This is a genomic window from uncultured Erythrobacter sp. (assembly GCF_947499705.1).
Classification (GTDB): domain Bacteria; phylum Pseudomonadota; class Alphaproteobacteria; order Sphingomonadales; family Sphingomonadaceae; genus Erythrobacter.
This window is the reverse complement of sequence record NZ_CANMPJ010000001.1, coordinates 843,938-857,821: the sequence shown is the minus strand read 5'-3', so window position 1 is coordinate 857,821 and position 13,884 is coordinate 843,938. Positions and strand designations below refer to the sequence as shown.

Genomic DNA, 13,884 nt, shown 5'->3' with positions numbered 1-13,884 from the left:
GCTAAGGTCTATTAGTGTCCCCGCCGCGCCCCGCAAGGGCGCAAAGCATGCAAGCGTCGCTGCATCAGACACAAATGCAGCATGGATTTGGCAGTGGGCCTAACGCCCAATCAGCTTCTGCGCCATCCGATCCGCCACGACATCTGGCGAAACCTTACTAGAATCGCTTTCCTGCCAGATTTCCTCAAGCCGCCCGGGGATCTGCGCGAGCCGCTTGCGCACCTCGTTGATATCGCCCGGAGTTCCGTCGCGTCGCGCGAGGTATTCGGTCGCAACCGAGATGATCCCGCCAGCATTGATCACATAGTCTGGCGCGAACAGGATGCCGCGCTCGAACAGGGCCTGACCATGCTCAGGGCGGGCAAGCTGATTGTTCGCGCCGCCTGCAACAATCGGGGTATCAAGCCGTGCAATACCTTCATCGTCGAGGATCGCGCCGAGCGCGTTGGGGCTGAACACGTCGCAGGGCACGCTCATGATCGCCTCTGCGCTGGCAGTTTGACCGCCAAGTTCACGAGCAAGGTCTGCTGCCCTGTCGGCGTGCATGTCAGCCAGTGTCAGTTTGGCGCCGTCCTGCGCCAGCAGCTTTGCCACTCCGCCGCCGACACTGCCCGTGCCCTGAACGGCCACATGGACGCCTTCGAGGCTGTCTTTGCCGAGCTTGTGGCGAACCGCTGCTTTGATCCCGTGGTAGATGCCGATCGCCGTGAATGGGCCCGGATCACCGCCGGCAGCGTCTTCGCCCGAAGCAGGCAGCCCGGAAACATGGGAAGTTCGTTCAGCGACAGCGACCATATCCGCTTCGCTGATCCCGACATCTTCAGCTGTCACATAGCGACCGCCCAGCCCTTCCACTGCATCACCAAAGGCGGCGAGCATGGCGGGTGTCTTGGCCTTGTCCTCATCGGCGATAATGACTGCCTTGCCCCCGCCCATCGGCAGACCGGCCATCGCGTTCTTGTAGCTCATCCCGCGTGACAGGCGCAGCGCATCGCGCAGTCCATCCTTGGGATTGGGGTAGTGCCAAAACCGCGTGCCGCCAGCACCCGGACCAAGATGCGAAGAATGCACCGCGATAATCGCCGTCAGCCCGCTCGCACGGTCATGCACGAAATGCACCATTTCGTGGTCGTCGAAATCAGGCTCGGTCCAAAATGCGGTCATACGCCAAACGCCTCACAATAATTGCGGCGTGGCCGGATCGACCGTTTGGATTGATTGGGGAAAATGGGGCGATCGAGGGGTCTCGAACCCCCGACCTCCGGTACCACAAACCGGCGCTCTAACCAACTGAGCTACGATCGCCACACGCCCCGTCCCAACACAACCACATGGTCACTGCCAAGTCCGCGCAAGGGGGGCGGTTTACGCTTGATCCCGCCCCGGTCAAGGGCACTCTCAAGCGGCGCGAGCCTGTTGCACAAAGCGCCTTTCAAGGGAAGCGAAAACTGCTTGTTCGCTGTTCGCGCGCAAGATTATTTCGCGCTCACCCGATGGGTTGCGTCAGGCTGCGCCACCCGTATCGTGATGATCATGGTGGCACCGGGCGATTCTTCTTCCGATTTGCTGGCATCGCGTGCCGGGATGCAGCGCGTGCCCAGCCCCAAGATCGAACTGTTTCAGTTCAAGCGTTTCGTCGACGCAGAACTTCAATCCGAACTGATCCGCCTGATCGACAAGGATCGCCGTCCTTCGACCGTCGCTGATCCGAATGGCGACGATTATTTCCGCACCAGCGAAACCTGCGATCTCGACCCCGCCGAGCCCGCAGTGGAGCAGCTTGAAACATTGCTGGCGAACCTGAATGAGATCGACCCGACCTATGGCGAACCGGTGCAGGGTCAGCGATACGAAATGGGACAGGAATTCAAGGCGCATACCGACTATTTCACGCCCGGAGGCCCCGACTACGAAAAGTTCTGTTCAGTTGCAGGCCAGCGCACCTGGACCTTTATGATCTATCTCAATGACGTCGAAGCTGGCGGCGCGACCCGGTTCAAGGCGATCAACAAGACGTTTAAGCCAGAGCCGGGCAAGCTGCTGTGCTGGAACAACCGCAGCCCCGATGGCAGCGTCAATCCCGCGACGCTGCATCACGGCATGAAGGTCCGTAAGGGTCTGAAATACGTGATCACCAAATGGTACCGCGAGAAACCGTGGGGATGGGAATGAATTCCCCGTCCGTGCAGGCAGTCGCTCGCGACGGCGAACACCGTTTCTCCAAATCGCTCGCAGAGACAATTGAGATCGTCGCTGGAATCGGTGTTGCCGGAGACGTGCATGCCGGTGAGAAAGTGCAGCACCTATCGCGCGTCCGGGCGAACCCGGCACAACCCAATCTGCGGCAAGTCCATTTGATCCATTCCGAATTGTTCGACGAATTGGGAAAAAGCGGTTTTTCAATTCAGCCCGGCGACCTGGGTGAGAACATCACCACGCGCGGCATCGACTTGCTGTCGCTTGGCCGCGATACGCTGCTAAAAATCGGTGGCGACGCCGTGCTTCGTGTGACGGGACTTCGCAATCCTTGCGGTCAGATCGATGATTTTGCTCCGGGGCTTCTCAAGCATGTCGTCAACAAAACCGATCAGGGCATCGTGCGAAAAGCAGGGATCATGACGGTCGCCGTCTCAAGCGGCATGGTTCGACCCGGTGACCCAATCACAGTGGAAAGCCTTAGTGGGCTGCACATACCCCTTGAACGAGTGTAACGGTCGCTCAACCGTGCTGAACTGTCAGATTGAGGCCCACGGCACCGATCAGGATCATCCCGATAAAAGCGAATTGCAACGCGCTGAGGCGCTCGTCGAATGCAAACAGCCCGATGATGGTGATTGCGACAATCCCGACACCGGACCAGATCGCGTAGACAACCCCGACAGGCAGAACTTTCATCGCTGGGGCAAGCATCCAGAAACACGCGCCGTAGCATGCCATCGACAACATGCCCCATTGCCACTTCTCGAACCCATTCGAGAGCTTGAGAAAGAAGGTGCCCGTCACTTCGAGCACGATGGCGATGCCGAGGAAAATCCATGCGTTCATGACAAGGAGGATAGCTGGCGACCTTTGTCGCGCAACGAAAAAGGGCGGCCCCGCAGGACCGCCCTTTTTGGATTGCTCTGAAAGCGCGCTTACTTCTTCAGGGACAGCCCGCCGAAGCGCTTGTTGAACGCGGCAACACGGCCACCTTCTTGAAGCTGCTGCTTACCACCGGTCCATGCCGGGTGGCTGGTCGGGTCGATGTCGAGAGCGAGGGTCTCGCCTTCGTTGCCCCAGGTAGAGCGTGTTTGAAATTCGGTGCCATCGGTCATCTTGACCGTGATCATGTGATATTCGGGATGCCCTTCGGCTTTCATCGTACTGTCCTTCGTAGCTTCCACCGGTTCCGACCGGATGCGCTGTTGAATTGGGAAGCGGCGCGCTTAGTTGGGATTGCCACAAATGGCAACCCCAACGAGTGAGTCTTTGTGGTCCGCACGCCCTCCGGCGCGCGATATCCTCGCGCCTTCGGCGCTGCGGACGGGCGGTCGCCCTTGCGGCTGCTATGCAGCCGTGCTCCGCCAACAATTCACCAATTCCGCACGAGTTCGAGCCCGAAAGGGTTCGCAAGCCCGACTGGGCGCCCGCAGCGATGCGACCTTTAGGTCGCGTGAGCGAGGAGATCGCACGCCGGATGGCGAGCGGAAATCAACTCTCCGGCGGGTCCGCAATCATTGCGGTAAACTCTGTCTCGCACGTGGTCTTGCCTTCGACGCTCGCACGGCCTTTGAACTTGTAGATCGTGCGGCGCTGCTGGAGGAACTCCACTTCGAGGTCGAGCAGACAACCTGGCGTCACCGGCGCGCGAAACTTGGCTCCGTCGATACCCATGAAGATCACGAGTTTGCCGGTTCCCGCCAACCCAAGCGTCTCAATCCCAAGAATGGCCGCTGCCTGCGCGAGCGCTTCGATCTGAAGCACACCCGGCATGATAGGAGCGCCGGGGAAATGCCCCTGAAAGAACTCCTCGTTCATGCTCACGGCCTTCACCGCATGGATGCGCTCATTCAGGTGAATTTCTTTCACCCGATCAACGAGTAGCAGCGGATAGCGGTGCGGCAGGGCTTTCAGGATCTTGTGGATGTCATAGTCCACAATTGGCTCCGATGATGACGCCTGATCGCTCATGTTACCCTGCCCCCGTTTGTCCAACCCCAGACCTTACCGGCCCTGCGGTGACTGTGCGTTGCCCTGCTGTTGTTGCTGCTGAGCGGCCTGCTGACGTTGCTGTAGAACCTGCGCTGTGACGAGCGTCTGCTGGATTTCCTGGAACAGTTGCACGCCCTGACGTGAAGGCTGCCAATTGGCTGGCGGCACAATGCCAACCTGCGGGACTTTAGCATTCAGCGATGTGGTGATCTGCTGAGTGATGTCTGCCGCAGGCGGGGCGTACAGAACCGTGTTCGGTGCCATAACCATCTGGACCTGCTGCTGCGTCACGACTTCCTGCAATGCTGCGGGATATTGCTTGAGGATTTCCTCGATCGCGAAGATCCGGCCAGCGTCGATCTGATTGCTGAGCTGCTGAATTTCAGCCTCAAGCGTCTGAAGCTGCGCGAATTGCGGGCTTGCTTGCGCAGCCTGCAGCTCGGCGTCATTCACTTCGTTGTCGCCATTGGTGTCAAAGCCCTGAAGCAGCGTCTGACGCTCCTGGCTCTTGGTCCGGCGGGTTTCGATCTGCGCCGAATAGGTCGTCTGGACCTGCTGGTAAGCGGTCTGGAGTGCGCTTGTGCCGATCACAGCACGACCAATATCGAGTGTCGCGAACCGACCTTCAACTTGAGCAGCGGCAGGCACGGCGGCAGCCGCGCAAAGCGAAAGGCTCGCGATGGCGAGCGATTTGGCAAAAAGTTTCATTAGAACTGAGTTCCTACATTGAACGTGAAGCGTTTATCGTCATCACCCGCGACCTTGCGGATCGTCTGGGCGAAATCGATGCGGAACGGCCCGAATGGCGAGTTCCAGTTTACCCCGATGCCAGCAGTGACACGCGGGGACGGCGAGTTGCCGAGAAAGACTTCGCGAATGGCGCTGTTGGCGCGAATGTTTGGCACGTTGGCCGTCACACCATCAGCAGCAATCGGATTGATCGTCGCGATTTGGCTGGTTGTACCATCGCCATTGTCGACAATCTCGATGAAGATCGGATTGCCGTTCCCATCAGTCTGCTGAATTCCCGTCGGGTTATCCTGCAGAATGGGTTGATCGATACCCCAAAGGGCGCCGACATCGACCCAGATAGATGGGCGCAGGCCAAGCTCGCGCGCGCCGGTGCCGAGCGGAATTTCAATCTCGGCGCGTGCGAGATAGTAATTGCGGCCACCCAACGCATCGTCGCGCACAGACTGACGATCGGTGATCGGAACGGGAACCCCGTTTTCATCCGGCACATAAGGCTGAGTCAGGATACGCGGACCGACACCGCGAATGTCAAAGCCCCGGAATTGTGGCTCACCTAGGAAGAACCGGTCGGTGAGGAGAATGTCCTCAACATCCGGACCACCGCGATCCTGAAGCGGGAGAATGGTGCCGCCCTCTGCGAGCAGCGAGAAGATGAAACCGCTATTCGCGACATTCCAGAACTGCTGCGCGCGTCCACGGAAACGGAGGTAGCGCACATCGCCGCCGAGCCCGGCAAATTCGGTGCTGAGCGAAACAGTCCGACCACGCGTTGGACGCAGGCGCGAGTTGAGTGAATTGTAGTTGAGGCTGAGACCGACAATCGAGCTCAAACGCTCTCCTAGCGAATCGCACAGGAAGCGGCCTGCAAGCAGCGGATCGCATTCCGTGATGCCATCACCGTTCAAGTCGGAGAAGAACAGGTTCTCGTCGAGGCTCACATCATCGTAGTTGAGTGTGTAGCTGCCAACCAGCGACATGAATTCGGTCAGCGGAACTCCGACGCGAATACCAAAGCCGGTCGTGGCCTGCTCAAACGTCGTGTTGCGATCATTGTTGGTGAAGTTGAAGCTGTTGAAATCCCGGCGATAAATGTCGATCCCGGCCGAGATATTGCGGTCGAACACATACGGTTCAGTGAAGCTGATCTGCGCCTGCCGCGAGAACTGCGAATAGTTTAGGCTCAGACCGATGGTCTGGCCGCGTCCACGGAAGTTTCGCTGCCGGATGCTGCCCGCAAGGATGAACTGCTCGATTGATGAAAAGCCGGCGGAGAATTGCAACTCGCCCGTCGGCTGCTCTTCGACATTCGCTTCGAGCACGATCCGGTCTGGCGCGCTGCCTTCGACCTGATTGACCTCGAAATTCTCCTGGAAATAGCCCAGCGAGTTGATGCGCGCAGTGGTCCGCTGGACGCCAAGTGAGTTGAATGCATCACCTTCGGAAAGGCGGAATTCCCGGCGGATCACCTTATCCTGCGTCAGCGTGTTGCCGTTTACATCAACCCGTTCGACATAGACGCGCGGCGCCTGTCGCAGGATGAACGTGATGTCCATCGTGAGGTCGTCTTTGTTGCGGCTGAAACGCGGTTGAACGTCGGCGAATGCGTAACCAAAGCGCCCGGCAAGCTCGGAAAGCTGCTCGACAGTGTCTTCGACCGATTTGGCGTCGTACCAGTCACCGGTCCCCATCGGCAGGTTCGCACCCAAAGAGTCGCTGTCAAAATCACGCAATTGGCTGTCGACCTCGACATCACCGAATTTGTAGCGCTCGCCTTCCTCCACCACATAGGTGATGATGAAGTCTTTCTGATCCGGCGTAAGCTCAGCCACCGCTGATACGACGCGGAAATCGGCATAGCCTTCGGTCAGGTAAAACTGGCGCAGCTTCTGCTGGTCGAATGCCAGACGATCGGGGTCATAACTGGTGTTGGAGCTGAAGAAGCGGGTGAAGCGGGCCTGCTTCGTCACCATTTCACCGCGCAGTTCGCCATCGGAGAATTTCTCGTTGCCGATGATGTTGATCTGCCGGACTTTGGATTTCGGCCCTTCGCTGATCTCGAACACGACGTCGACGCGGTTCTGCGGTAGTTGCACCATCTTCGGTTCAACCGACGCGGCGAACCGGCCCTGGCGCTTGTAAAGCTCGATAATACGGGCAACGTCCGCGCGGACCTTCGACCGCGTGAATATCTGACGCGGCGCGAGCTTGATTTCCGGGACGATCTTTTCGTTGTCGAGCCGCTTGTTGCCTTCGAGAACGATGCGGTTGATCACCGGGTTTTCAGTCACCGTAATGACGACATTGCCGGCATCGTTACGGATCGAGAAGTTCGAGAACAGCTCTGTCGCGCCAAGATCCTTGAGCGCCTGGTCGGCAGCGACCGAGGTGTATTCCTGGCCCACCCGCAGACGGATGTAGCTCAGGATGGTGGTCGGTTCGAGCCGTTCGGCCCCGGCGACACTGATCGTCCGGATGGTGTTGTCGACTGGAGCTGGCGCGGGAGCCGGCGCCGGTGCAGGAGCTGGCTGGGTGGTCGTCGCCTCTGGCTGGGCTTCGTCTTGCGCGAAAGCTGCAAAAGGAACGCCAGCAAGCATCGACCCGCAGGTCAACGCGGCGGCTAACCGCCGAGCGTTCGTGCCAGTTGCCGAAGTTGCGATATGGGGAGTGACAGACTGACCGTCTGCCGCGCTGCATCGATTCATGAAGTTATAGTTCCCGTCTAACCCGTCTTCACTACGCCCGGCCTTTGGGCACGCCTCCCCGCGGGCGCTTCTCCGATGGGCCGTCTGACCCGATTTGCCTGTGCCCCATGCAGGTGACGCAATCAAGCGGACTTACCCGCCTGCCCACGCTCGCCCGTTCGCTTTCCCCGGCTAACTGCCAAAAAGTGGCAGAGAGACGACGTCGTTCACGGTCACGACCACCATCAGCATGAGCACAATCGCAATTCCGGTGCGATAGGCCCATTCGGTCGCTTGCGGTCCGACCGGTTTCCGGCGGACCGCCTCGACGGCGTAAAATGCCAGATGGCCGCCATCGAGCATCGGAATTGGCAACAGGTTGATGAATGCCAAATTAAGCGAGATGAGCGCCACAAAGAAAACAAAGGCAGAAGGCCCGAGGCTGAGCTGCTCGCCAGAGAACTTCGCGATCTTTACCGGGCCGCCCATTTCCTGGATCGAGCGATCGCCGCGAATAATCTGGGCGATACCCGTGACCATCATGTCCGCAGCTTTCATGCTTTGCGTGACGGAAAGAACCGCGGCCTCGCCGACGCCAACCGGCTCAAAACGCTCTTCGATATCTTCGACTTCGATCCCGATCAGACCAACCGTGGACATATTGCCGAAGCGGTCCTCCATTTCGACCGCTGCGGCTGTCACCGGAAGGTCGATGGTTTTGCCTGAGCGATCCACCGTCACCACAAATTCCCGATTGGGATAAAGCAGGATACTCTGCTGGATTTCGCGCCAACCGGCCATCTCCTGACCGTCGATCTTGGTGATCCGGTCACCGATTTCGAAGCCGGCTTTCTCAGCCCGCGAATCCTCAGCGAATTTCGCGATGATTCCGACCTGCTCGGGTTCCACCGGAAGCGGCTTTCCGTATGCCATGTTGAAAGAGAAAAAGATCGCCAGAGCGACGATGATGTTCGTTACAGGGCCCGCAGCAACGATAAGCGCACGCTTCCATAACGCCGCGGTCTGAAAGCTGCCCTCTTCGGCAGGGGCATCGGGGTCAGGCACCGAAGCGGGGTTCATATCGCCTTTGAACTGAACGTATCCGCCCAAGGGCAAAGCGGAGAGTTTCCAACGCGTCCCATGCCTGTCGGTTCGACCTAACAGTTCCTTGCCGAACCCAACCGAGAACGCATCGGCCTTTACGCCGAACCAGCGGCCGACGAGATAGTGGCCGAGTTCGTGCACAGTGACCAGCGGACCCAGCAAAAGCAGGAAGCCGACGGCGTACATCCAGAATGGGGGCGATTCAAACAACGGCGTAATTCTCCAGAACCTCAGCGGTGCGGATGCGAACATCGGCATCGATCGCGAGGACATCTTCAAGGGTGCTTGGTTGCTGGGCGCTATAGCGGAGCAGCATCTCCTCCGCCACTGCAGCAATGCGTGTGAACCCAATCTGACCAGCCAGGAATGCCGCAACCGCGACTTCGTTGGCCGCGTTCAGCACCGCGGGCGCTCCGTTGCCGGAATTGAGAGCGTTGCGCGCGAGGCGTGTCGCAGGGAAGCGCTCCTCATCCGGTTCGAAGAAAGAGAGCTCGCCGATCTCGGCCAAATTCAAAGGCTCAAGCGGCGTGTCCATTCGATGCGGCCAGGCAAGACATGAAGCGATCGGCACACGCATATCCGATGGCCCAAGCTGCGCGAGCGTCGAGCGGTCGCGAAATTCGACCATCGAGTGAACGACGCTTTGTGGATGGACCACGATCTGAATCCGGTCGAGCCCGACCGGAAACATGTAGTGTGCCTCGATCAGTTCGAGACCCTTGTTCATCATCGTCGCGGAATCGACGCTGATCTTGGCGCCCATGTCCCAGTTGGGATGCGCCACCGCCTGCTCAGGAGTCGCGGCTTCGAGCTGTTCCTGTGTCCATGTTCGAAACGGCCCGCCGCTCGCCGTGAGAGTGATGCGAGACACATCGGTTAGATTGTTCGCGCCCAGGCTCTGGAAGATCGCGTTGTGCTCACTGTCGGTCGGCAGCAGGCAAACCTCGTGCTTGCGTATAGCTGCCGTCATGACGTCACCTGCGGAAACCAGCGCCTCTTTATTGGCGAGCGCCAGAATTCCGCCGCGCTCGATCGCCGACATTACTGGCCGCAACCCGGCGCAGCCGACAATCGCGGCAACGGTAAAGTCGGCCGGACGCGCCGCGGCCTCGCACAAGGCAGCCTCCCCGCCAGCGGCTTCGACATCGCTTCCTGCAAGTGCTTCGCGCAGTTCATCGAGACAGGATTCATCGCCGACCACTGCGATCTTCGCATTGAATTCGCGCGCGAGCTTGGCGAGTTCTTTCGCGCTGCAATTGGCAGTCAGCGCTTCGACCTGCCAAAGATCGCGATTGCGGCGGATCAGGTCTAGCGTTGAAGCTCCGATTGAACCGGTTGCGCCAAGAATGGTAATCGAACGGGTCATTGAGTGCGCATTATCCCAGCAGGTTTGGTGCTACGGCAACCACAAAGAGAACAAAGAAAACGGCAAGAAATCCATCAAGGCGATCGAAAAAGCCGCCATGCCCAGGGATGAGACGGCTCGAATCCTTCACGCCAGCCCGGCGCTTCATCCAGCTTTCGAAGAAGTCTCCGGCCTGCGCGATTACGGCGATCAACGCTCCAGCAATGATGGCCAGCAGGATTCCCACGATGCTAAATTCGGGTGAAGCAGCCGGGCCGAAGCCCGCAATCTCCATTGTCAGCGCGACAGCACCGGCCGCCAATGCGCCGCCGCCCAGTCCCGCCCAGGTTTTCGAAGGGCTGATGCTCGGCGCAATCTTCGGCCCGCCGATGGATCGCCCCGCAAAATAGGCCCCTACATCGACCGCGATGATCGGAAGCATGAAGACCAGCGCGACTTCAAGCGCGCCATAACTGATCCGCACCTGCACCATCGCCAGAGCCGCAGCGCAGACATAGGCGGCTCCGCCGAACAGCCATAGGATTTCCCCAGTCGGCGAAAGATCGAAACCTTTCACCAAATTGTTCCATTCCCACAATACAACGCCCGCCAGCAACACGACGAACGCGATCCAGAACCAACTGCCCAGCCACAGCGCAATCGCTGCGATGCCTGCCATCGCGATTGCCGAAACCAGCCGGACGGTAAGGTCGCTCATCCCGCCCGCTTCTCTTGCGACAGTGCCAGGGCTCTTTTTTTCAGCTGTCTCAAGCGCCTTGCGCGTTATCTCTTCGAGCCGGTCTTCAACGTCCGCCATAGCGACGCTCCCTCCGGGCAAAGTCGTTGAGAGCTTCCTGCAAATGCTCGGGTTTGAAGTCCGGCCATAGCGTGTCGACGAACAGCATCTCGGCATAGGCCGCCTGCCACAATAGGAAGTTCGACAGGCGAATTTCACCGCTCGTTCGGATGAGTAGGTCGAGCGGCGGCAAGTCGTTGGTATCGAGCTGCGCTTCGATCGATTCCAGCGTTATTGCGCCCTGCTCAGCAGCTTTCGCCGCTGCGCGCGCAATCTCGTGCTGAGCGCCATAATTGAGCGCGACAGCGAGGGTCTGCGTGCCATTCGCAGTCTGAGCGAGCGCATCTTCGAGCATCGCAACGATATCAGGAGCAAGAGAGCGCCAATCGCCGATAATCTTCAGCTTCACATCGTTGGCGACGAATTCGGGCAAGTCCGATTTTATGAACTTGCGCATCAGGTTCATCAGATCATCGACTTCGTCGTCGGACCGTTTCCAGTTCTCTGAGGAGAATGCGTAGAGCGTCAGGCAATCCAGGCCCATCGGCTCGAGCGCACGAACCAATCGCCGTACAGCCTCCACGCCGCGCTGATGACCAATTGCACGCGGAAGCGCCCGCTTCTTTGCCCAGCGCCCATTGCCATCCATGATGATCGCGACGTGACGTGCGCCATTGCTGGCACCGCTTTTCTCCGTCGCGGGCTGGTCGCCCATCTGGCCTCCCCTGCGCGATCCAGACCTACTGCGTCAGGATCTCTTGTTCTTTCTTGGTCGCCGCCTCGTCGGTTTCGGCAACATACTTGTCGGTCAGCTTCTGGACGTCATCTTCCATCCGCTTTCGCTCGTCCTCGGAGATTTCTTTCTTCTTCTCGTCGGTCTTCAGGTCTTCCATCCCGTCGCGGCGGACGTTGCGGATGGCGATCTTGGCCTTTTCGGCATATTGCCCGGCAAGCTTTGCAAGTTCCTTACGGCGCTCTTCCGTCAGATCGGGCATCGGCAGACGAACGGTCTGACCATCAGTCATCGGATTGAGGCCGAGATTCGCCTTGGTGATACCCTTCTCGACAGCCGACACGTTCGACTTGTCCCACACCTGCACGCTCAGCATGCGCGGCTCTGGCGCAGAAACGGTAGCAACCTGGCTCAGCGGCATCATCGATCCATACACTTCGCATTGCACCGGATCGAGCAAGCTCGTGTTAGCACGGCCCGTCCGAAGACCCCCAAGATCGCTCTTCAGAGCTTCCACAGCACCGTTCATCCGGCGCTCGATATCTGCCTTGTCATATTGCGGCATCGATCAATTGTCCTTCGTTACTATCGTCTGAGTGCCTTCGCCCGACAGGACGCGGGCAACGTTGCCTTTTTCGCGGATCGAAAACACCACTATCGGAATGTCGTTCTCGCGGCAAAGCGCGACTGCGGTAGCATCCATCACTTTGAGATTTTGCGAGAGAACGTGGTCGTAGCTTACGGTTTCGAAGCGCGTAGCATCGGGGTTGCCTTTGGGGTCTTTGTCATAGACCCCGTCGACGCTGGTGCCCTTGAGCAGCGCGTCGCAATTCATTTCGGCCGCGCGCAAAGCAGCGCCGGTATCGGTGGTGAAGAAGGGATTGCCGGTGCCCGCCGCGAAGATCACGATGCGCCCTTTTTCAAGGTGCCGTTCGGCCCGGCGACGAATGTAGGGCTCGCATACCGAGGACATCGGGATCGCCGATTGCACGCGGGTCGGCACGCCTTGCTGCTCCAGCGCATTCTGCATCGCCAAAGCGTTCATTACGGTCGCAAGCATGCCCATATAGTCGCCAGTGGTGCGATCGAGCCCGCGCGCTGCGCCAGCCACGCCGCGGAAGATGTTACCGCCGCCGATCACGAGGCAGACTTCAAGGCCGGTCGCCTGCGCCGCCTTCACCTCTTCGGCGAGCCGCGCGACATAGGCCGGATCAATCCCGTAATCCTGTTCTCCCATAAGAACTTCGCCGGAGAGTTTGAGCAAGACGCGCTTGATTTCGGGCATTGCTGTATCTTGGGTCATCAGGGCAAGGCTCGCTGGCAGGATTTATCGTTGCGCCGCCCTTATCCGGCAGGCACTGCGCTGCCAAGGGGATAGCGCACCTTTGCGGTCGGTTCCCGCTAAAGGTGCATTGGCAATCGAGAGACAATGATCAAAAAACTGCTCCTGATTGGGTTGATCCTGGGCTTCGCGCTGCTTGGGAAAGCTTGGTACGATACGATGCGCGATCCTGTGGTGCATCGACTGACCCTGAACAGCGATGCTCTCGATCCCGGAACAAGTCCCGTCACTGTTGCATTGCTGGCCGACATCCATGTTGCCGGTCCGGATATGCCGCCATCCCGTTTGGCTCGGATCGTAGAACAGGTGAATAGGCTGGAACCCGATCTGGTCGCGATCGCAGGTGACTTGGTAAGCGAGAAACGCACGGCCACCAAAGCCTATTCAGCTGAGGAGATCGTTGCTCCGCTCGGTAAACTGACAGCGACCTATGGCGTGGCGATGGTGCCCGGCAATCATGATCACTGGTTCGATTGGCCGGGCTTGTCTCAGCAGCTCGCACAGCATCAGCAGATTACCGTGCTTGCCAACGACGCCGCGCAATTCGGTCCGCTGGTGATTGGCGGGGTCGACGACGACTTCACCGGCCGAGCCGATATGGAGAAGACGGTAGCGAAGATGCAGGGATTGGGGGGCGTCAGAATTATGCTTACGCACAGTCCGGATGTGTTCCCATCAGTACCGGTGGAGATTGAGCTCGTGCTGGCAGGCCATACCCACTGCGGACAAATCGCCTACCCATGGGGCGGGTCACCAGCGACGATGTCGGACTTCGGGGAGCTGTATGCCTGCGGCGTGGTCGAGCAGCACGGCAAAACTTTGATTACAAGCGGCGGACCGGGCACCAGCCTGCTGCCGATCCGCCTGTTCACCCAGCCTGAAATCTGGCTGATAGAAATACGGCCGCCGCAGCGCTGAGCTGCGACGGCCGTCAATTCT

The 13,884-nt window shown here is 59.1% G+C and carries 15 protein-coding genes and 1 tRNA gene; 3 read left to right on the top strand and 13 right to left on the bottom strand.

Annotated features, from left to right (window positions below):
• Window positions 1-99 precede the first annotated feature (99 nt).
• Window positions 100-1,164 (bottom strand): Glu/Leu/Phe/Val dehydrogenase dimerization domain-containing protein, encoded by a 1,065-nt coding sequence (locus Q0837_RS03980; protein WP_298465562.1) that lies wholly within the window; start codon window positions 1,162-1,164, stop codon window positions 100-102.
• 64 nt (window positions 1,165-1,228) lie between these two features.
• Window positions 1,229-1,305: transfer RNA gene (locus tag Q0837_RS03975), tRNA-His, on the bottom strand.
• Between the two features lie 228 nt (window positions 1,306-1,533).
• Between Q0837_RS03975 and Q0837_RS03970 the strand changes: the two genes are divergently transcribed.
• Together Q0837_RS03970 and Q0837_RS03965 are read left to right on the top strand one after the other, a co-directional pair.
• Complete coding sequence (locus Q0837_RS03970) at window positions 1,534-2,172, top strand: 2OG-Fe(II) oxygenase (protein WP_298469758.1); 639 nt, start codon at window positions 1,534-1,536, stop codon at window positions 2,170-2,172.
• Window positions 2,169-2,711, top strand: coding sequence for an MOSC domain-containing protein (locus tag Q0837_RS03965; RefSeq protein ID WP_298465560.1), 543 nt, complete (start codon window positions 2,169-2,171; stop codon window positions 2,709-2,711). Before Q0837_RS03970 ends, Q0837_RS03965 begins: the two co-directional genes overlap by 4 nt.
• A gap of 7 nt (window positions 2,712-2,718) precedes the next feature.
• On the opposite strand, the gene Q0837_RS03960 is transcribed toward Q0837_RS03965, so the two are convergent.
• From Q0837_RS03960 to pyrH, 11 genes are all read right to left on the bottom strand, one after another.
• Window positions 2,719-3,045 (bottom strand): multidrug efflux SMR transporter, encoded by a 327-nt coding sequence (locus Q0837_RS03960; RefSeq protein ID WP_298465558.1) that lies wholly within the window; start codon window positions 3,043-3,045, stop codon window positions 2,719-2,721.
• Between the two features lie 89 nt (window positions 3,046-3,134).
• Window positions 3,135-3,359: a 50S ribosomal protein L31 gene (rpmE, locus tag Q0837_RS03955; protein ID WP_298465556.1), complete on the bottom strand. Its 225-nt coding sequence runs from the start codon at window positions 3,357-3,359 to the stop codon at window positions 3,135-3,137.
• A gap of 331 nt (window positions 3,360-3,690) precedes the next feature.
• A complete protein-coding gene (gene fabZ / locus Q0837_RS03950; protein ID WP_298465555.1) occupies window positions 3,691-4,170 on the bottom strand; it encodes a 3-hydroxyacyl-ACP dehydratase FabZ in 480 nt (159 codons plus the stop codon).
• A gap of 33 nt (window positions 4,171-4,203) precedes the next feature.
• Window positions 4,204-4,899 carry an OmpH family outer membrane protein gene (locus tag Q0837_RS03945; RefSeq protein WP_298465553.1) on the bottom strand — a complete coding sequence of 232 codons (696 nt, stop codon included), beginning with the start codon at window positions 4,897-4,899 and terminating at the stop codon, window positions 4,204-4,206.
• Window positions 4,899-7,646: an outer membrane protein assembly factor BamA gene (bamA, locus tag Q0837_RS03940; protein ID WP_298465551.1), complete on the bottom strand. Its 2,748-nt coding sequence runs from the start codon at window positions 7,644-7,646 to the stop codon at window positions 4,899-4,901. Before bamA ends, Q0837_RS03945 begins: the two co-directional genes overlap by 1 nt.
• 171 nt (window positions 7,647-7,817) lie before the next feature.
• Window positions 7,818-8,915, bottom strand: coding sequence for an RIP metalloprotease RseP (rseP, locus tag Q0837_RS03935; RefSeq protein ID WP_298465548.1), 1,098 nt, complete (start codon window positions 8,913-8,915; stop codon window positions 7,818-7,820).
• Between the two features lie 16 nt (window positions 8,916-8,931).
• Window positions 8,932-10,095, bottom strand: a complete 1,164-nt coding sequence (gene dxr, locus Q0837_RS03930) for a 1-deoxy-D-xylulose-5-phosphate reductoisomerase (RefSeq protein ID WP_298465546.1) — start codon at window positions 10,093-10,095, stop codon at window positions 8,932-8,934.
• A 10-nt stretch (window positions 10,096-10,105) separates the two neighbouring features.
• The gene (locus Q0837_RS03925) at window positions 10,106-10,891 is read right to left on the bottom strand and encodes a phosphatidate cytidylyltransferase (RefSeq protein WP_366519689.1); all 786 of its coding nucleotides are present in this window, start codon (window positions 10,889-10,891) and stop codon (window positions 10,106-10,108) included.
• Window positions 10,878-11,585: a polyprenyl diphosphate synthase gene (uppS, locus tag Q0837_RS03920; RefSeq protein ID WP_298465543.1), complete on the bottom strand. Its 708-nt coding sequence runs from the start codon at window positions 11,583-11,585 to the stop codon at window positions 10,878-10,880. Before uppS ends, Q0837_RS03925 begins: the two co-directional genes overlap by 14 nt.
• Before the next feature lie 25 nt (window positions 11,586-11,610).
• The gene (gene frr, locus Q0837_RS03915) at window positions 11,611-12,168 is read right to left on the bottom strand and encodes a ribosome recycling factor (protein ID WP_298465540.1); all 558 of its coding nucleotides are present in this window, start codon (window positions 12,166-12,168) and stop codon (window positions 11,611-11,613) included.
• Window positions 12,169-12,171: 3 nt separating this feature from the next.
• The gene (gene pyrH, locus Q0837_RS03910; protein ID WP_298465538.1) at window positions 12,172-12,906 is read right to left on the bottom strand and encodes a UMP kinase; all 735 of its coding nucleotides are present in this window, start codon (window positions 12,904-12,906) and stop codon (window positions 12,172-12,174) included.
• A 126-nt stretch (window positions 12,907-13,032) separates the two neighbouring features.
• Between pyrH and Q0837_RS03905 the strand changes: the two genes are divergently transcribed.
• Window positions 13,033-13,863 carry a metallophosphoesterase gene (locus Q0837_RS03905; protein WP_298465536.1) on the top strand — a complete coding sequence of 277 codons (831 nt, stop codon included), beginning with the start codon at window positions 13,033-13,035 and terminating at the stop codon, window positions 13,861-13,863.
• The last annotated feature ends 21 nt before the right edge of the window (window positions 13,864-13,884 follow it).